This is a genomic window from Geobacter sp. (assembly GCA_009684525.1).
Taxonomy (GTDB): domain Bacteria; phylum Desulfobacterota; class Desulfuromonadia; order Geobacterales; family DSM-12255; genus Geoanaerobacter.
Genome location: WKKR01000001.1, coordinates 1,271,637 through 1,290,165, shown reverse-complemented (window position 1 = coordinate 1,290,165; position 18,529 = coordinate 1,271,637). Strand labels below are relative to the sequence as shown.

Below are 18,529 nucleotides of genomic sequence, written 5' to 3'. Positions count from 1 at the left end.
ACGACAATGGCAAAAAAAGCATGGGTTGATCAGTCTGAATGTATCAGCTGCGGACTATGTGTTGACAACCTTCCCGATGTCTTCCGTTTTGATGATAGCGGCAAGGCGGAATGTTTCGATTCCTCTGCTGCAACCGAGGATGAAATCCAGGCCAATGCCATCGATATATGCCCTGTATCGTGTATCCATTGGGAAGAGTGAAGTGTAAATCGTAGCCAAAGGAGAAAATATGAAGAGTTGGCAATGTACCATCTGCCAGTATGTGTATGATCCGGCTGTCGGAGACATGGAGCATGGGATTGCACCCGGAACCGCTTTCGAAGATCTTCCGGCTGAGTGGGTCTGCCCTGAGTGTGGTGCCGGAAAAGATTCCTTTGAGGAGCTATAAAGGGAGTTTTTGATTCGACGTATTATCCAATGATGGCCCTGATCAACTGTCAGGGCCTGATATAAAAGGTAACTGTTTATAAAGGAGGTATTTGCCATGTTTGTTGTCATTATCAATTTCCCACCCATTAAAGAGGGAAAGGATGCCGCTTTCAGGGAGTGGTTTGCAGATACAAACAAGGAGTTTGGGAATTTCAAAGGATTTATTGGGCGGCGCCTTTTAAAGCCCATGGAGAGTGGCAACTATGCGGCCATTGTGGAGCACGAGAGCCGGGAAAGCTTCATGGTCATGCATGAGAGCCCGGCCCACATCGAAGCTGGCAAGCGCGTCGGACTATTGTTCGACGGCAGCGCATCTCCCAAGTTTTACGAAGTAATTATTGGGTAAGGGGTGTGAATAATAAAACAGATGGTAACTGAAATATCTTATCTTCTAAATAAAATGAATCACCTGTTTAAGTAGTACAAGAAGGGACGGAAATGACTGATAAAATACTGCCGATTGAAACTCTCTCCCCTTGGTGGAGAAATGCCCTAATCCTTGTCATGATCATGGGCTTCACGATTTTGATCTGGTTGGCAGTTAGAAGTTATCAGGACGCCCCGCCAATCCCGGGTAAAGTTGTTGGACCTGCTGGTGAGACGGTCTTCACCCGAAATGACATTCTTGCCGGCCAACAGGTGTTTCTCAAGTACGGCCTGATGGAAAACGGGACTGTCTGGGGGCATGGTGCATACCTCGGGCCAGATTTTTCAGCCGAGTATCTCCATGCGCTTTCCGTCGATATTGGATCGATGCTTGCCCAACAACGATTCAAGCGTAACTTGCAGGATCTCTCCAACAACGAACGTGATCTGATTAATGCGGAAACCGCACAATGGCTTAAACAGAACCGTTATGATTCACAAACAGAAACATTACCCATCACCCAGATTGAGTCTGCTTCGTACCGACAGCAAATAACGAAATGGGCAGAGTATTTTTCCGTGCCAGCTGGGAATGCCGGTCTTCCGGCAAAGTACATCAAAGCCCCGGTTGAACTTGAGCAGCTCACGGCTTTTTTTGCTTGGACAGCCTGGGCATCAGTCGTCAACCGTCCCGGCCAGACATATTCCTACACTAATAACTTCCCCTACGACCCGGTGGTCGGCAACACACCGACCAGCGACGCGGTCTTGTGGAGCGCCTTCTCTCTGATCTCGCTCCTGGCCGGGACCGCCGCCGTCCTGTTTGCCTGTGGTAAGTTCGATTTTCTGGGGTGGAAGGAAAAGGGGGAGCATGTTCATCCGCAGATGCTGCCCGGTGTTACTACGAAAAGCCAGCGGGCAACCATCAAGTATTTTCTAGTTGCAGTACTCCTCTTTTTAATTCAGGCGTTGGTTGGCGGTGCCACGGTACATTACCGGGCAGACCCGGCCGGTTTTTTGGGTATTGATCTCTCGACGCTACTTCCGAGCAATATTGTCCGGACCTGGCACTTACAGTTGTCGATTTTCTGGATCGCGACCGCCTATGTCGCCGGCGGCTTGTTCCTCGCACCATCTCTGGGCGGGAAGGATCCCAAAGGGCAGGTAGGCGGTATTAATCTGTTATTTTGCGCTTTAGTTTTGGTCGTTACCGGAAGTCTTGTGGGGGAGTTGCTCGGCATTAACCAGCTCCTTGGCAAATTCTGGTTCTGGTTCGGGCACCAGGGGTGGGAGTACCTGGACCTTGGACGCGCCTGGCAGATAATGTTGGCTGCAGGTCTGGCAGGATGGGTCGTTCTGTTGTTCAGGGCGATAGCGCCTGCAAGGTGTGATAGCGAACAGAGCGAAATTTCATCTTTGTTTCTGTACGCGGCTATCGCTATTCCACTCTTCTATCTTCCCGCCATGTTCTTTGGAAGCACCAGCCATTTCTCAGTTGTCGATACCTGGCGGTTCTGGATCATCCATCTTTGGGTAGAGGGTTTCTTTGAAGTCTTCGTAACAGTCATGGTGGCCCTCATCTTCTACAAGCTCGGCATTGTTTCCCATAAGACGGCGGCCCGGGTCGTTTACCTGGATGCAATACTCTACCTGGGGAGCGGCATTGTCGGTACTGGTCACCACTGGTACTGGACTGGGCAAGCGAACATCACCATGGCACTTGCAGCGGTCTTCTCCGCCATGGAAGTGGTGCCGCTTACTCTTTTAACTTTGGATGCTTGGGACTTCGTCAAACTGACCAAAGGGAATTGCGATATCTGCAACAAGTCCATCGCAATACCACACAAATGGACCTTTTACTTTCTGATTGCCGTCGGTTTCTGGAATTTTGTTGGCGCCGGCGTCTTCGGCTTTCTCATCAATCTCCCTATTATCAGTTACTTCGAGGTTGGCACCATGCTCACGCCAAACCATGGGCACGCGGCAATGATGGGGGTATTCGGCATGCTCGCCGTTGCTCTGATAGTTTTTGCCTTGCGGCAGGTGTTGACTGATGAACAATGGGTACGTCCGGAAAAATTCATCAAAGTTTCCTTCTGGGGTCTAAACATCGGCCTGGCTCTGATGGTAGTGACCAATTTATTTCCCGGCGGGGTGCTCCAGTTTATTGACGTCCTCAAAAATGGTTACTGGCATGCCCGAGGGGCGGGGTTTCTGCAAGGTAAAATCCCTCGCATGATTGAATGGCTGCGTATGCCAGGTGACCTTGTCTTTGTCGGTCTGGGTGTATTTCCATTGCTTGTTGCGTCGGTCCTGACCTGGCGAACCATGAAGAGAATATCACCAATGTGACATAGCGGTTGAATTAAAGAAAAAGGAGAACAACCATGGCAAAAGAACCATTTGTTGAACAAGACATGTGTATTGGTTGCGGAATTTGTATCAACAACCTCCCCGACGTATTCCATTTGAACGATCATGGCAAAGCAGAATGTTTTGATCCAAATGGTGCTACGGAAGAGGAAATTCAACTTCAGGCCATTGCAGCCTGCCCAGTAACTTGCATCTTCTGGAAGGAAACTTGCGTCTGCTAGATAGCTACATAAATACCATTTCGAATATTCAAAGGGGGAGACATGAAAGGAAACGAGAAGATAAATACTCACTCGAATTTATGTCTGTCAGAGGAACACTTTAGAACGAATGATGTGTTGTCGGAGCAAATTGCGATAATCCAAGAGTTCGCACCTCAATTGAATCCGATTGATTTGCAGCAACTTGGAGCAAACCTTACCGAAATAGAAAAGGCATTGGACAAACTCAGGGAATTTATGTTGTATCTCCCCAAGTAGACAATGTGAGCGGTGGTGGTGGAAGGTGGCGCTTGAACATTTCGATCCGAACTGAGCCGGCTCCCGGCAAATCCGGGTTATAATTAAAACAGGAGGTGTAGCGTGAGAGAAAGTGAAATTTTGAAGATGATTGAAGAGCGGCGTAACGAGAACCATCACTTTGTAAAGTGGTGGAGAAAAGAAGATGATTTCCTTGATTACGAACTGATTGAACGATTCATCGAAAATGCCGGCAGTAACAAAGAATTGGAAGGCTTTGAATTGCTGACCATGGATGACATGTGGAATGAGTTGAAAAGGATTGCTGGAGTACGCGTAAAATTAATGCACGAGACTGCCGGCGATAAAGTCGAATGGGTGTACAAGGGAAAAACTGGTACAAAAACTCAAGTTTGCACCTATACACCGGAGACGCTCATGTCGATCTTCGATGTAGAAACAAAAAATAACCCAGTCGACTAAAAACCTTAATGTATCAATAGGAGTCAAGCCCGGATCTGCCCAGTGCTAGCATTATTGATATATGCGGGGCAAATTGAGTTTGATCGTTAATATTGACCATCAAACTACTATCGCCCAGGTTGAGTGATGTCGCAACTTCGCCAAGATGCTTGGAATCAGGGTGCAGGCCATGAACATCGTGAGGCGCCGTTATGGTTAAAACAATAAGGATATTGATCCACGTTGATCCTGAAACCATTTGGAGTGTGCTTTTGGACAGTATTGAAGACCCTCGGCGTTACTTGCCGGATGTGGACGCATCCGGTGTTGTGGAGCGACTGGAAGGTGGGACTGCCAAGGAACTCAAGATCGGCTGGGAGTGCCCTGTGCCTGGAGGCTTTGATTATTTTGTGTTCGACCAGGGAACCCTCAGGGAAATCAAGGCCCGGAGAAATGGAAACGATTATGAACCCGGATTGTTGAGATCCTTTGTGTTTGATAGCGAAATCATCAGGAATATCGCGGTGCGGGGCTTACCATACAAAGAAAGGATTATGATAAGTAAAAAGTATAAGGATATTCGCCGCGAACTGGTCGATCACCCTGTCTTCTCCGGGCGGATCATCATTAAGGTTGCTCCCTATTCTGCTCAGAATCCCATGTCACCGGTCGATCTGCAATATTTTGTGGTGTTAGTGTCAAAATCAGCAGATGCAAAAGGAATAGTTGACCATGAAAAAGAAATGGTATCGGCTATCGAAACTGAACTACAGCGAATTAAAGAGCGTGCCGAGGAATTGGAACAGAGAGTTTGAAAATGGATGTGGAGGCGGTGATGGGAAATACACTGAACAGTTTTGATTCCCTCATGACCCTAGAGGTCAGCGGTAAAAAATATCGGTACCATTCCCTGCAGGCGTTTGCCAAATCCGCCCGCATAGATCTATCGCGAGTACCTTTTTCCTTGAAAATAATCCTGGAAAACCTTCTGCGACGGGAAGACAGCGTGACCGTCAGGAAAGAGGACATCGAGGCGCTTGCACAGTTGGACCCCACGGCTCTCCCGAACAGGGAAATCCAGTTTATGCCGGCGCGCGTACTCCTCCAGGACTTCACCGGTGTGCCGGCCGTTGCCGATCTCGCCGCCATGCGCGCGGCGCTGCACCGGCTCGGCGGGAAGCCTTCACGCATCAACCCGCTGCAACCGGTTGACCTGATAATTGATCATTCGGTGCAAGTAGACCGTTACGGTACCGTTGCCGCGCTGAAGGCGAATTCCGCCATCGAATTTGAACGGAACCATGAGCGCTACCAGTTTCTCCGCTGGGGGCAGGGGGCGTTCGGTAACTTCCGAGTCGTCCCACCTGAAACCGGCATCTGTCACCAGGTGAACCTGGAGTACCTCGCCCACGTCGCTATGACGTCGGAACTCAATGGTGTGGAGTGGGTTTACCCGGACACGCTGATTGGTACTGATTCTCACACCACCATGATCAACGGGCTGGGGGTGGTGGGGTGGGGCGTTGGAGGAATCGAAGCGGAGGCGGCCATGCTCGGCCAACCCTGCTCGATGCTTATCCCCCAGGTGGTCGGCTTTCGACTCAATGGTAGGCTCAATCCGGGAGCGATGGCCACCGACCTCGTTCTGACCATCACGCAGTTGCTCCGCAGGAAAGGCGTAGTAGGGAAATTCGTGGAGTTCTTCGGTTCCGGCCTTGCCTCGCTTTCCGTGGCCGACCGCGCAACAATCGGCAATATGGCGCCGGAGTACGGCGCCACTATCGGCATCTTCCCGGTTGACGAGCAGACCAGTGCCTATCTGCGCCTTACCGGGCGGGGTGCATTCGTGCCACTTGTTGAAGCCTATTTCAAGGCACAGGGGTTGTGGCACACACCCAGTCAGCCTGAGTCGGAATACAGCGATACGCTGGAACTGGATCTCGGAGCCGTCGAGCCGTGTCTGGCCGGTCCCTCTCGACCTCAGGACCGGCTGCTGCTCAAGGATGTGCGTAGTTCTTTTCGTACATCACTGATTACCCTCATGCAACATGAAGCGGTAAAGCTGGAGAAGGAGACCAAGGAACGATGGCTTGGCGAGGGAGGTTCGCCGATGACCGTCGCCCCGGAGTTGGCGGTGGTTCATCCCGACCGGGAACTCGGAGCTCTGGGTCAGTGTGTGCCGCTGCGTCAACCGGACGGTACCGCGTACAGCCTCTGCCACGGTTCAATTGTCATTGCCGCCATCACCAGTTGTACCAATACCTCCAACCCTTCAGTGATGATAGCTGCCGGAGTTCTGGCGAAAAATGCGGTACGGCGCGGCCTGCAGGTCAAGCCGTGGGTGAAGACGAGTCTCGCCCCTGGCTCGAAAGTGGTAGCCGATTATCTTGTGGCCTCAGGGCTGATGCCCTATCTCGAAGGGTTGCATTTTCACCTGGTCGGCTACGGCTGCACGACCTGCATCGGCAACAGCGGGCCTCTGGCCGGGCATATCGCCAAAGCGATCGTGGACGGCTCCCTTTCGGTTGCGGCGGTACTCTCCGGCAACCGGAACTTCGAAGGGCGGATCAACAGCTACGTCCGGGCGAACTATCTCGCCTCTCCCCCGCTTGTCGTCGCCTATGCCTTGGCGGGAAACATCAACATAGATCTCACCCGCGATCCCCTCGGGATCGACCCGAATGGCCAGCTCGTCTACCTCAAGGATATCTGGCCTGCGGAAGAAGAAGTGGCGGAGCTTGTCCACAGCCATGTCTTAGCGGGACAATTCAGCAACATCTATGGGGACGTTTTTAATGGCGGTGAACTGTGGAACGGGCTTGAAACACCAACCGGCGAGCTTTACCAGTGGCAGGAGCAATCGACCTACATCAAGGAACCGCCGTTTTTTGCAGATTTCACGGCTGTTCCGGCACCAGTCGCCGACATCAAGGGCGCCCGGGTCCTTGTGCTCCTCGGGGATTCCGTCACGACCGACCACATATCTCCGGCAGGCACGATCGGCAAGGAGTCACCAGCAGGTCGCTACCTCATCTCCCTCGGCGTGAAGCCGGAGGAATTTAACTCTTACGGCTCCCGCCGCGGCAATCACGAAGTGATGGTCAGGGGGACCTTCGCCAACATCCGCATCAGGAACCGGCTGGTGCCGGGGGTGGAGGGGGGACTCACCGCCTGGATGTCAGCAGATGGCAAAGGGAGCGAGCAGATGTCCATCTACGATGCAGCCATGCGCTATCGCGAAGACGCTGTCCCGCTCATCGTCATTGCCGGCAAGGAATACGGGACCGGCTCGTCGCGTGACTGGGCCGCCAAGGGAACGCTACTTCTGGGAGCCCGCGTGGTGATCGCCGAAAGTTTCGAGCGTATCCACCGTTCCAACCTTGTGGGGATGGGGATACTTCCTCTCCAGTTTATGTCAGGCGAAACATATAGCTCTATTGGCCTTCACGGAGATGAGCTGTTTGACATCGAAGGGCTTACCTCCCTGCAACCGGGGCAGAGACTCACAGTTAAAACCAGGTCTGCCGATGGTTCAACCGGTCAGTTTTCTGTGAACGTTCGAATCGACACCCCCAATGAACTCGATTACTTCCTGCATGGTGGGATTCTGTCGTATGTGTTGCGACAGACACTTAAATGATTATTGAAACTGCCACTGGAAACGCTTAAATCAGCCGGCTCTGCCTACAGGCTGGCTGGAGATGTAGGGGATGATTAGAAGATCTCTGGCCAGATCAAAATCGAAGGAGGTAATTATATGGTCAACGGATTAGGAATTACCGCTAACGATCTTAAATCACGCATGAATCGCGGGGATCAGCTCTTTTTTGTCGACGTTCGCCATCACCATGACTGGGACTGGGCAGTCTTGAAAGTTCGAGGTGCATTGAGGGTAAACGACGACGAAGCCGTGAAACATTTGGAGCAAATTCCCCGTAACCAGACAATAATTGTCTATTCGACCTGCCCTGGCGACGAGCGGAGCAGTCACACGGCCACGTTGCTCCAGCAACTTGGCTGGAATGATGCCCACTTTCTGGTTGGCGGCTTCGATGCATATTGCGAGGAAGGTTTGCCGGTAGAGGAGCTTGGCAGAGGAAGCACCACGAGAAAGATCATGTTGCTGTGAGCGCTCAGGCGTGTGTTTTTGAAGTGAAAGAGGAGAGAATAGATATGCAATTTGCCGCAAAATTCGCCGAAGTTCCTCTTTGGAGCAAGAAACTCATCACCATCAACGGGGAAGAAGTGGTGTTGATAAATGACAAGGGTACTATTTTCGCCTGTGAAAACTATTGTCCTCACCAGGGGAGTACGATGTTGACAGGTATAGTCAAAGAAGGTGTCATCTCCTGCCCTCGGCACGGCTGGCACTACGATTTAACCAGCGGTGTCTCCACAGACCACCCTGGCTATACCCTGAATACCTATCAGGTTGAAGTGGTTGGCGACGACATAATGATAGATATTGTGTAGTCATCTCTGCACAATTACGATCATAGGCAAAGTTTCAATCCTAAGTCCAACGTGCACTATAATAATTGATTATAACTAGTTGATGTTGTTGAATGTCAAGACACAGATGGAGTGAGACCCATGAAAATTATTAGTATTCTTTACCAGCCTGAAGCCGCCTGAGATTATCATTTGTAGACCTTCGTCATCATTATCCTCATGAATATGGGGGCTGACATCAACTGTCATTGTCGAACTGTTGTTTGTGAATACAGTGAGGTGGAAACATCGTGAGATTTTTTTTCAATCAACTACCTAAAGCGTTTGTAATTATCTTGGGAATTATCCTGCTTGTTGTAGTTGGAATTATCGATTATTTGACTGGTCCCAATTTTTCACTTTCAGTTCTCTACCTGATTCCTGTTTTATTTGTCGCATGGTATGCGGAGAGATTCATTGGCATTGCCATTTCCTTTGTAGCTGCATTGGTATGGCTTGTCGCGGGCTTGTCAGCTAAAAAATATTATGAACATCCAGTCGAGCTGTATTGGAATGACATGATGGAATTGATGTTTTTTCTTATTGTATCTCTTCTCATATCGGCCCTGAGATGTTCACTGCAACGTGAAAAAGAAATGGCAAACACAGACTATTTGACGAAGGTGCCAAACAGGAGATGTTTTTATGAATTTGCTGAAATGGAGTTGAATAGAAGTATCCGTTATCAACATCCTCTCAGTGTTATTTATCTCGATATTGACAATTTCAAGAGAGTTAATGATTCGATGGGGCACAGTGCAGGCAACAACTTGTTACGTCTGGTCGCAGACACATTTATTGACAATATTCGGTCAACAGACATGGTGGCAAGGCTTGGCGGTGATGAGTTCGCCTTGCTTCTAACGGAAAGTGGTCCGGAATCGGCAAAAAATGTGATCCATAAAGCGTTGAAAAGCCTTAAAGAAGTTATGAAAGACGACTGGCCCGTTACCTTCAGCATCGGCATGGTAACATTCCTTAATCCACCGGCAAGTGTTGATGCAATGCTTAAACACGCCGACAATCTCATGTATGCGGTAAAAGCCGCCGGCAAGGGGGCAATCAGGCACGAGGTCGTTGGCAATTAAAGTCTGACGGCTGTATGTTCGTTGTAACTTTATCACTATGCAAAAAATAATTTATGCACACGAAGGCATTATTCGGGTAAAGAGCAAAAAGGGAATGGGTGCAGAAGTCATATTTGACCTGTCTATATTAAAAATTCCACCGCAGTAAAATGCGTGTAGCGTTTTATGCTGCTACATTTTAAGGAGATAACAATGCAAAAATTAACAACAGGGAACAATACCATCGGTGAGATTGTAGCTGCCGATTTCAGAACTGCCAAGATCTTCGAAAACCACGGAATTGATTTCTGCTGTGGCGGAAAAATTGCTCTCGAAACAATCTGCGCCGAAAAAGGCCTCGATCTTGTCTCGCTGTCAAGGGAGCTAGAGGCAGTGCAGAGTGAAACCACTGACCGGAGCCAGAATTATTCATCATGGTCATTGCCGTTTCTCGCCGACTATATTGTTAACACCCACCATGCCTATCTCAAGGAGAATGACGGGCAGATCGCCGCTTATGCCAGGAAAATAGCCGGTGTTCACGGGGTTCACCATCCCGAAGTGATCCGGATCGCCGACATCTTCGAAAAGATCGCAACCGACATGGTCGGGCATCTGCAGGAGGAAGAGGAGGTGTTCTTCCCGGCTCTCAAGCGAGTCGATACGGCCAGAATTGCCGGCAATACGCCAGATGACGGGGATCGGGAAACTATCCGAGCATCCCTCCTCAGGCTCCATCGCGAACATGAAGAGATTGGTGATGCAATCCACGAGATCCGACACCTTTCAAAAGACTATGCAATCCCGAGCGATGTCTGCAACACCTTCATGCTCACCTACCAGAAGCTCAAAGAGTTCGAGGATGATCTGCACAAACATGTACACCTGGAAAACAACATCCTTTTTCCAAAGACGTTACAACTCTAGTTCAAGTCTTATTCCAGCCATGCTGCATATGCCCGGCTAATTGAAATTTTACAGAGAAGGTTTCCAAAAGGTAAAATTATGAAGAGAATCCTGAAATATGACTGGGATGCTATTGCCGGAATAATTGCGGCAGTTGCGGCAATTATCATGCACATGTTGCATGTGGTTGAAGCGGAAGTCCTGTTAATGATCTCCGTTGTTCTCATCGCCCTGTTATTCCTGCGCGATTTACGCCGTGAGCGACAATCCGAACATATCGAAGCATCTCTTCACCAGACCGAAGTAACTGTCAAGGATATTCTATCTCAGCTGAGCCCACCGGATGCAGTGTTGGTCGGGCCACTGAGCATTCGCCAGACGATGGAAGATTTTTCCCGCCGAGCGCGCAATGAGATGTTGTGGTTTCACGTCTGCCCCGTCATGTTCAAGCGCCAGGAGTTATTTGATGCACTTCTCAAAACCGCTATCGAAAACCCCGCAGTAAAGTCGATCCAGTTTATCCTCGATACTAGTGATCGAGAGATGTGGGAAAGCGAAGTTGTGCCAAAAATCAAGCGTTGTGCAAGCAAGAGTAAAGTTCGAAATACTATTTGGACCTCCATCTCAGGAGGAGTTTCAGCAATCATCTCCGATCTTGACAAAGAGGGCAAAACTGAATGTTTGCTGAGTTTTTGGGGAGAACCGTTTATGGCAAGGACAGCCAGCCACAACGTGCCCCGTTATGTTTTTCAAGTGCAGAGTCATTCTGAACTGGTAGGACGAATGGTTGAGGTTGTGCGTACGGCTTGTCTGCATAAATGCTGAATCTAATCGCCCTCTGCAATCAGGTTTCAGTCGGCAAGACGATAGTAGGAAGGAACCTCATGTCTAAAATAGTTTTACAGCACCTTATCGGATTAATTCTTTTTACGTCATTCGCGATGTTGGTACCCCAGCAGGTTGGTGCTACCGAGGAGTATGCCAAGCAGACCGGCCAGGCATGTGCTGCTTGTCACCTTGATCCGGGCGGTGGCGGCGAACTTACAACAACAGGCAAGGCATTTGCCGAATCGCTCCGAGCCCAGACAGTAAATCCTGAAAGAAGCGCGTTCGTAAAAGGGTTCCGACTGGTAATCGGCTATTTTCACTTTCTGACCGCCATTTTTTGGTTCGGTACGATCCTCTACGTGCACTTAATTCTTAAGCCGGCTTATGCGGCAAGCGGTCTCCCACGCGGTGAACTGAGAGTCGGGATCGTCTCGATGATTGTCATGGGTGTAACCGGCTCTATCTTGACCTACTATCGGGTGTCTTCATTGTACACACTCTTCCACACTCGTTTCGGCATTCTCCTGTTCATAAAGGTCTGCCTCTATCTGGTGATGGTGATCTCTGCCCTGTTCGTAATTACCGTCATCGGGCCGCTCCTCAAGGCAAAAAGGAAGGAACTGTCGTCTGCGGATACGGCAGGTGGACTGACACTTGAAGATTTGACAGCATACGATGGGAAGGATGGTCGGCCCGCTTATTTTGCTTTCGAGGGAAAGGTTTACGATGCGACCCAAAGTAAACTCTGGAAGCAAGGGGTTCACATGGGACGGCACAATGCCGGTAACGATTTGACGGAGGCACTGTCGCTTGCACCGCACGGTCGGGAGAAGTTGACTACCATGGCAACTGCGGGAGAAGTCATCGCTGCCGGTCCCCGAAAAGCTCCACTGCACGAACGGGTGTTTTTCTTCATGGCGCACATGAACCTTACGATTGTCTTTATCATCATCCTGATACTTTCTCTCTGGCGGTGGGGATAGACTGTGAAAAACAATCTCTGGCGGCCGAAACTATTAAATGTGGTATTTGGGTCAACACTATGCAGATCAAGCAACAATTACGTCTAACCCAGCCGGGAACCTATTCCCTGATTCTTGCCCTTGGTTGGACAATCGTCATTGCCATATCGCTTCTGGTAAGCATTTCGGTTCATCGGCAGGAAATCGTGGCCATCGCCCAGAATGTTGCCAGAGCCTATATAGATAAAGATATCCTCTACCGCAATTGGAATGCCCTCCATGGCGGCATCTATGTGCCTGCAGACCGGGGACTCTCGCCCAATCCGTTCTACCCTCCGTCGATCCTGGAGCGGGATGTGACAACTCCATCCGGACGTCACCTTACACTGGTAAATCCTTCGTATATGACACGCCAGATTTATGAATACGCACTCAAGGAACATAAAGTGTCCGGACGGATTACGAGTCTCAAACCATTACGACCCGAGAACAGGGCCGACATCTGGGAGGAATCGGCGTTGCGGGATTTTGAACGCGGGGTCCAGGAAGTCAGCAGCGTGGTAAAGGAGGGTGAAACTGGTTACGTACGGCTCATGCGTCCTTTAGTGACAGAAGAGAGCTGTCTCCCTTGTCATGCCCACCAAGGGTATAGAAAAGGCGATATTCGCGGCGGCATCAGTATAAAATTGCCGATGACACTCTTTGAGTCAGCTACACGCAAACAGATCGAATTGCTCTGTGCAGGTCATGGCATCATCTGGTTGCTGGGGATTACCGGGATGTATGTCGGCTACACGGGACTGAGGCGGCGCACTGAAGAACGCGACCGTGCGGAAGAAGAGCTGAAACGAGTGAATGCAATTCTTGAAAACCAGGCAACTACCGATTCTCTGACCGGTATCTGCAATCGGCGCAGATTTTTGGAATTGCTCCAGGCGGAAATACAAGAGGCAAGGCGCTATAGCATGCCGCTGGCGCTCATTTTCTTCGACATCGACCATTTCAAATCAGTTAACGACACCTACGGGCACGAAGCCGGCGACACCGTATTACAGGAACTTGCCCGCATCGTTACCGGCATGATTCGCCAGACTGACATCTTCGCCCGCTTCGGCGGAGAGGAATTTGTCATTCTTGTACACAACAACGATGTTAGGACGGGGCGGGAACTCGCTGAAAAAATCAGATACACGGTGGGTGAACACCGGTTCCCGCTGATGGGCACCGTGACCTGCAGTTTCGGCGTTGCCCAGTTTTATCCGGACGACACACCGGAGACCATCATCAAGCGCGCCGATGATGCCATGTACGCCGCCAAGCAGGCAGGAAGAAACCGGGTCGAAACCCGTTGTGACTGCAATACCGGAACGGTTTAAAGCCAGATGCGTTTATTTGTCAGCACCCGAATGTTAAGTGGAAGGAGCTGCCAACATTAAGATGTTGGAGGTAATCAGATGAAAACAGTGATTATTGGCGGGATAGCCGGTGGACTGTCTGCCGCCAGCCAGATCAAGCGCGAAGACCACGGAGCGCAGGTGGTCGTCCTGGAAAAGTCAGGCGATGTTTCCTACGCCGCTTGTGGTATGCCCTACAATCTTTTCTACAAGGATAAGCCGGTCGAGGATCTCTATGCGATGAGCCTTGAAGCGATCCGCAAGGAACGCGGTATCGATTATCGACAGCACCATGAAGTTGTCACTATCGACCCGCTACGCAAGGAGGTGACGGTTGTTGATCACCAGCTTTCTCGGGAATATCGTGAGAGTTACGATTACCTTGTGTATGCCACAGGCAATCAACCGAACAAGCTGACCCTTCCCGGATTTGATGATGCTGACGTCTTCTATTTCAAAACACTGGACGACACTCGATTGGTCAAAAGCATCATCTACGAAAAATCTCCTTCCAATGTCATTCTCGTAGGTTCCGGTTATACCAATCTTGAACTGGTTGATGTCCTCTACAACATGAAGATCAAGCCAGTCATCCTTGAGAAGTCTGTCACGATCCTCCCCTCGTTTGCCGAAGAAATCCGGGCCAAGGTGCTTGAAAAATTGGAGGAGAAGGGGATCAAGCTCCATACCAATGTGGATATCACTGAGAAGCAAGGTTCCGTGGTCAGGACTACAACCGGAGACTTCGAAGAGGGCATGGTTGTTGTCTCGATCGGCGTAAGGCCGAATACGGCACTCTTCTCGTCTGCCGGTGGCGAACTGGGTGTTGGCGGAGCGGTAAAGGTCGACCGCTTTTTGCGGACAAACCTTCCTGATGTCTTCGCTGCCGGCGACTGTGCCGAGCACTACGTCCGCCAGCTCGGCAGGAACGGCTACATGCCGCTCGGTCCGGTGGCAAACAAACAGGGACGGCTTGCCGGCAGCAATATCGTCAATAGCAATGCCATGAAGGAGTTTTACGGCATTGACCAGACCGCGGTATTCAAGTTCTTCGACCTGACGGTGGCCACCACCGGTCTCAGTGAACGGCAACTTCAGGAGAACGGCGCAAACTATGTAAAGGTCTACGTGGACACTCCGACCAGGGGCGCATTTCCTGGAGGCGGCACCATGCGAGTACTGCTCCTGTTTGAAGAAGGGACAGGATTATTGCTGGGCGGGCAGATGATCGGGCAGGACGTCGTGGCAAAACGGCTCGATGTTCTTGCCACCGGAATATACAAACAGATGACGGTGTTCGAACTCGCCGAACTTGATCTGAGTTATTCTCCGCTCTACGCCCCGGTCTGGGATCCGCTCCTCATTGCGGCAAACAAGGCGATTAAGGAAGTATGAGACCAAAATCTCCAAGCGTGATGCAAGTTGCTACAGTGCCAATCAGCCGTTATTACATGAAAGGAGCTCGGTTCTATGGATAGAGAATGGCTCAACATATTCATACATCTGCTTGTTGCGACAATTGCCGGTGGGATTATCGGCCTGGAGAGGAGCTATCATGGCCGTCCGGCCGGTTTTAGAACACATACACTCGTATGTGTTGCGTCAAGTTTGCTTATGCTCGTCACAATGTATCAAAACAAGTGGTTTGCAGGAACGGCTCTGGAGACTGTACGGGTAGACCCGACTCGAATGGCTCAGGGAATCATGACCGGTATAGGTTTTCTTGGAGCGGGCGTTATTATGCGGGAAGGGCTTAGCGTTCGCGGTCTGACTACCGCCGCATCTATCTGGATTACAGCAGCAATAGGAATTCTTTCCGGCATAGGTTTTTACAGCGCTGTGTTGATTGCGTCCGTCATAACAATTGGAACGTTAACCGTATTCCGGAAGATTGAAAACAGAATGCCTTCACAGATATTTGCGCACCTCTCCATCAGCGTTTGCCGACAGAATTGTATGGCAGAGACAGGAATCAGGGGATTGCTATCACAAAACGGCTTTTCAGTTGCCAATGTCAGCTACCAGTTGTTGGAGAAGGGTGAAAAGCTGGAGTATCGAATGACCGTGCGAACCATGGATAATGGTAATATCGAAAAATTGTCTAAAACACTTATGGACTTGGCCTCCGTTATCGAATTCAATATTTCGATGGCTGGGGACTGAGATATCGAGGTAGAGAACATGATACGAGTCAAGCGTGTATATGACCAGCATGATCAGGACGACGGGCTACGTTTTTTCGTAGATAAACTCTGGCCGCGTGGAATGAAGAAAGAAAACCTCCAGATGGATGGGTGGCTGAAAGAGGTAGCCCCCAGTGATGAATTGCGACGCTGGTTCGGGCATGAGCCTGCCAAGTGGGATGAGTTCTGCCGTCGCTACAATGCTGAACTGGAGGCCAACAGCGAAGCCTGGCGTCCACTCCTGGAAATGGCCCAAAAGCAGGACATCACCTTGCTCTACAGTGCTCATGACATTGAACACAATAATGCCGTAGCACTCCGGTCGTTTCTCGAAAAAAGACTGGGCGGCGCTTCTTAGTCTGTTTGTACAAATAAAACGTATTCAAGGGAGGAGGAAAATGAGAAAGCCATGGGTTGACCAGGATGCCTGTATCGGTTGTGGACTCTGTGTGACAAATGTTCCAGAAGTATTTCGTATTGCAGATCATGACAAGGCGGAAGTTTACGATCCGGAAGGAGACTGAAGACACTATCCAGCAGGAGGCCATCGATATCTGTCCGGTTTCTTGTATCCACTGGCAAGAATAACCATAAAAGGAGAAAATACCATGCAAAAATGGAGATGCACCATCTGCGATTATGTCTATGACCCTGCAGAAGGGGACATTGGAAACGGAGTCGCACCGGGAACTCCTTTCGAGGGACTCCCCGACGGATGGGTTTGCCCCATTTGCGGAGTCGGCAAGAATTTGTTTGTTCAGATTTAACCTGATGATAAAAATGAAATTGAGACTGAATACCGTCTTTGCAGGTGTGTCGTCAATGTTACAACTAGCCAGGCAAGGACAATAATTTGTTTCACTCGGATTTTTGGCGACGTTCCGGGATTCTATCTACATTACTTTTGCCATTGCCGTGAAACATACTGCTCACAGGTCGTGCCTCCAAACCGGCGAGACCCGGACAAAGAGAGTTATAGTCTATGAACTCTGTTACCTTTACCCTCAAACCGCTCTCCCCCTTCCGACTTGACCTGACGGTCTGGGTTCTCCGGCGCCGCCCCGATAACCTTCTCGACCGCTGGGACGGATACACCTACCGGCGCGCCTTAGCACTGAAGGGCGGAATCACTATTGCTACCGTCTGCCAGGCAGGCACGACTGCTTCACCTGAACTCCTGGTCACTCTCCTCGCTTCGCGTTTCGATACTGATATGACAGAGGAGGCTACGGCGTTACTGGAACGGATGCTCGGGTTGTGCATTGATCTGAGCGGTTTTTACGATCTTGCAGCCCGCGACAGGAAACTCTCCGTGTTGGCCGAACGTTTTCGGGGAATGAAACCTCCTCGTTTTCCGACCCTTTTCGAAGGGTTTGCCAATGCCATTGCCTGCCAACAATTGACTCTCACTTTCGGCATTCAGCTCCTCAACCGTCTTGTCCAAACCTTTGGACCTTCGCATTCTCCGGACGCGGATGCGCTGCACGCCTTTGCCCGACCGGTAGATGTGGCAGGGTTAGATTCTGCGGTATTTCGAACGCTCGGCTTCAGCCGCCGGAAGGGAGAGACCCTGATCGAACTTGCTCATGGCATACTGAGCGGGCGCCTTGACATGGAGGCTCTGGAAGCGCTTGACGATGAGGCCGTGCTTCGTGCGCTCTGTTCCTTACGCGGTATTGGTCGCTGGTCAGCTGAATACATTCTGCTGCGCACACTCGGACGAATAAATGTTTTTCCAGGAGATGACGTGGGAGCGCAAAAGAACCTTCAACGCTGGTTGCAGTTGCAGGAGCAACCCGATTATCAGGGCGTTCGAAAGCTCCTGGTCCGCTGGCAACCGTATGAGGGTCTCATCTATTTCCACCTTCTCCTCGATCGGCTGGCGGTTGCCGGACATCTGCCCTGATTGATATTCATACGGTCTCGATTAATATTAAAGCATCGTAAATATTCACAATAAGCGGTAGAGGAAATGTGAATGGCCGGGTATCAGGCATTCTGCCTCCGGTGCAGAGATTACAATCCAGTATTTTTCTCACAGGCGTTTCATCGGCAAATTACTACCGTTTCAGCAGGCTGGCCAAAAAAATAAAGTCTCGTCTATCCGGATCAAAGATGTTCTTAACCATGAAGAAGGTCGCTTTCAGCTCCGATGTGTATGCTTCTTTACAAATTGTGTGGCAGCTCTTTCTCGATAAAATCGAAAAACCACAAGACTTATATTTCGGGCATAGCGGAAGTAAAGATACTTGAAAGATATGACGACTGACTCCTGAGAGAGCTCAGGAGTCAGGGGATTGTTATAAAGGTGGGGGTATGCCAGGGCACGGGGTGAAACTGTGCAGCGCCTTTAGTTTGATGCCTGGCGAGAAAGCCCTTTATTTAGGGCGTGAATAGGCAGCACTGGCCCGGATCGAAGCAGTTACGCTCATAATCAATGGTCATGTGCCAGATAATTTGCATGAGGAAGTTCGGAAGCAGTTTTCAGATGTTGAAGTAGTCAATCTGACGCTTGCCATTGTTGTGCAATCAACGGATGGAATCGTTTGGGTATTGCATTCGTGCGGTTCCTGCGCTTACGAGCCGAATCCGTTTGGTGGTATTGATTCA

Annotated in this window: 21 protein-coding genes and 2 pseudogenes; all 23 read left to right on the top strand. The window is 50.2% G+C overall.

Features of this window, described 5'->3' with window-relative positions; genetic code table 11:
- The first annotated feature begins 6 nt into the window (after positions 1–6).
- The 23 genes and pseudogenes from GJT30_05665 to GJT30_05555 all read left to right on the top strand — a co-directional run bounded on the left by GJT30_05665 (position 7) and on the right by GJT30_05555 (position 18,525).
- The gene (locus GJT30_05665) at positions 7–201 is read left to right on the top strand and encodes a ferredoxin (GenBank protein ID MSM39091.1); all 195 of its coding nucleotides are present in this window, start codon (positions 7–9) and stop codon (positions 199–201) included.
- 28 nt (positions 202–229) lie between these two features.
- Positions 230–388 (top strand): rubredoxin, encoded by a 159-nt coding sequence (locus GJT30_05660; protein ID MSM39090.1) that lies wholly within the window; start codon positions 230–232, stop codon positions 386–388.
- 96 nt (positions 389–484) lie between these two features.
- Positions 485–775 (top strand): antibiotic biosynthesis monooxygenase, encoded by a 291-nt coding sequence (locus GJT30_05655; protein ID MSM39089.1) that lies wholly within the window; start codon positions 485–487, stop codon positions 773–775.
- 92 nt (positions 776–867) lie between these two features.
- On the top strand, positions 868–3,147 hold the full coding sequence (locus GJT30_05650) for a nitric-oxide reductase large subunit (protein MSM39088.1): 2,280 nt from the start codon (positions 868–870) through the stop codon (positions 3,145–3,147).
- Between the two features lie 35 nt (positions 3,148–3,182).
- Positions 3,183–3,389: a ferredoxin gene (locus tag GJT30_05645; GenBank protein MSM39087.1), complete on the top strand. Its 207-nt coding sequence runs from the start codon at positions 3,183–3,185 to the stop codon at positions 3,387–3,389.
- Positions 3,390–3,431: 42 nt separating this feature from the next.
- A complete protein-coding gene (locus GJT30_05640) occupies positions 3,432–3,647 on the top strand; it encodes a hypothetical protein (GenBank protein ID MSM39086.1) in 216 nt (71 codons plus the stop codon).
- Between the two features lie 102 nt (positions 3,648–3,749).
- Positions 3,750–4,109 (top strand): hypothetical protein, encoded by a 360-nt coding sequence (locus GJT30_05635; GenBank protein MSM39085.1) that lies wholly within the window; start codon positions 3,750–3,752, stop codon positions 4,107–4,109.
- A 191-nt stretch (positions 4,110–4,300) separates the two neighbouring features.
- Positions 4,301–4,903, top strand: a complete 603-nt coding sequence (locus tag GJT30_05630) for a hypothetical protein (protein MSM39084.1) — start codon at positions 4,301–4,303, stop codon at positions 4,901–4,903.
- A 17-nt stretch (positions 4,904–4,920) separates the two neighbouring features.
- Entirely contained in the window at positions 4,921–7,728 is a 2,808-nt protein-coding gene (gene acnA, locus GJT30_05625) for an aconitate hydratase AcnA (protein MSM39083.1), read from the top strand.
- 117 nt (positions 7,729–7,845) lie between these two features.
- Positions 7,846–8,217: a sulfurtransferase gene (locus tag GJT30_05620; GenBank protein ID MSM39082.1), complete on the top strand. Its 372-nt coding sequence runs from the start codon at positions 7,846–7,848 to the stop codon at positions 8,215–8,217.
- A gap of 44 nt (positions 8,218–8,261) precedes the next feature.
- Entirely contained in the window at positions 8,262–8,561 is a 300-nt protein-coding gene (locus GJT30_05615) for a Rieske 2Fe-2S domain-containing protein (protein ID MSM39081.1), read from the top strand.
- A gap of 269 nt (positions 8,562–8,830) precedes the next feature.
- Positions 8,831–9,667 (top strand): diguanylate cyclase, encoded by an 837-nt coding sequence (locus tag GJT30_05610; GenBank protein ID MSM39080.1) that lies wholly within the window; start codon positions 8,831–8,833, stop codon positions 9,665–9,667.
- A gap of 192 nt (positions 9,668–9,859) precedes the next feature.
- On the top strand, positions 9,860–10,573 hold the full coding sequence (gene ric / locus GJT30_05605) for an iron-sulfur cluster repair di-iron protein (GenBank protein ID MSM39079.1): 714 nt from the start codon (positions 9,860–9,862) through the stop codon (positions 10,571–10,573).
- Positions 10,574–10,651: 78 nt separating this feature from the next.
- The gene (locus GJT30_05600) at positions 10,652–11,377 is read left to right on the top strand and encodes a hypothetical protein (protein ID MSM39078.1); all 726 of its coding nucleotides are present in this window, start codon (positions 10,652–10,654) and stop codon (positions 11,375–11,377) included.
- 59 nt (positions 11,378–11,436) lie between these two features.
- Positions 11,437–12,363 (top strand): cytochrome B5, encoded by a 927-nt coding sequence (locus GJT30_05595; GenBank protein ID MSM39077.1) that lies wholly within the window; start codon positions 11,437–11,439, stop codon positions 12,361–12,363.
- Between the two features lie 59 nt (positions 12,364–12,422).
- Complete coding sequence (locus tag GJT30_05590) at positions 12,423–13,718, top strand: diguanylate cyclase (protein MSM39076.1); 1,296 nt, start codon at positions 12,423–12,425, stop codon at positions 13,716–13,718.
- Between the two features lie 78 nt (positions 13,719–13,796).
- Positions 13,797–15,131, top strand: coding sequence for an NADH oxidase (locus GJT30_05585; GenBank protein MSM39075.1), 1,335 nt, complete (start codon positions 13,797–13,799; stop codon positions 15,129–15,131).
- A 75-nt stretch (positions 15,132–15,206) separates the two neighbouring features.
- Positions 15,207–15,899, top strand: a complete 693-nt coding sequence (locus GJT30_05580) for an MgtC/SapB family protein (GenBank protein MSM39074.1) — start codon at positions 15,207–15,209, stop codon at positions 15,897–15,899.
- An 18-nt stretch (positions 15,900–15,917) separates the two neighbouring features.
- The gene (locus GJT30_05575) at positions 15,918–16,277 is read left to right on the top strand and encodes a DUF488 family protein (protein ID MSM39073.1); all 360 of its coding nucleotides are present in this window, start codon (positions 15,918–15,920) and stop codon (positions 16,275–16,277) included.
- A gap of 40 nt (positions 16,278–16,317) precedes the next feature.
- A pseudogene (locus tag GJT30_05570) lies at positions 16,318–16,507 on the top strand (ferredoxin).
- A gap of 20 nt (positions 16,508–16,527) precedes the next feature.
- Complete coding sequence (locus tag GJT30_05565; protein ID MSM39072.1) at positions 16,528–16,686, top strand: rubredoxin; 159 nt, start codon at positions 16,528–16,530, stop codon at positions 16,684–16,686.
- Between the two features lie 215 nt (positions 16,687–16,901).
- Positions 16,902–17,825 carry a DNA-3-methyladenine glycosylase 2 family protein gene (locus GJT30_05560; protein ID MSM39071.1) on the top strand — a complete coding sequence of 308 codons (924 nt, stop codon included), beginning with the start codon at positions 16,902–16,904 and terminating at the stop codon, positions 17,823–17,825.
- A 412-nt stretch (positions 17,826–18,237) separates the two neighbouring features.
- A pseudogene (locus GJT30_05555) lies at positions 18,238–18,525 on the top strand (hypothetical protein).
- Positions 18,526–18,529: the final 4 nt, after the last annotated feature.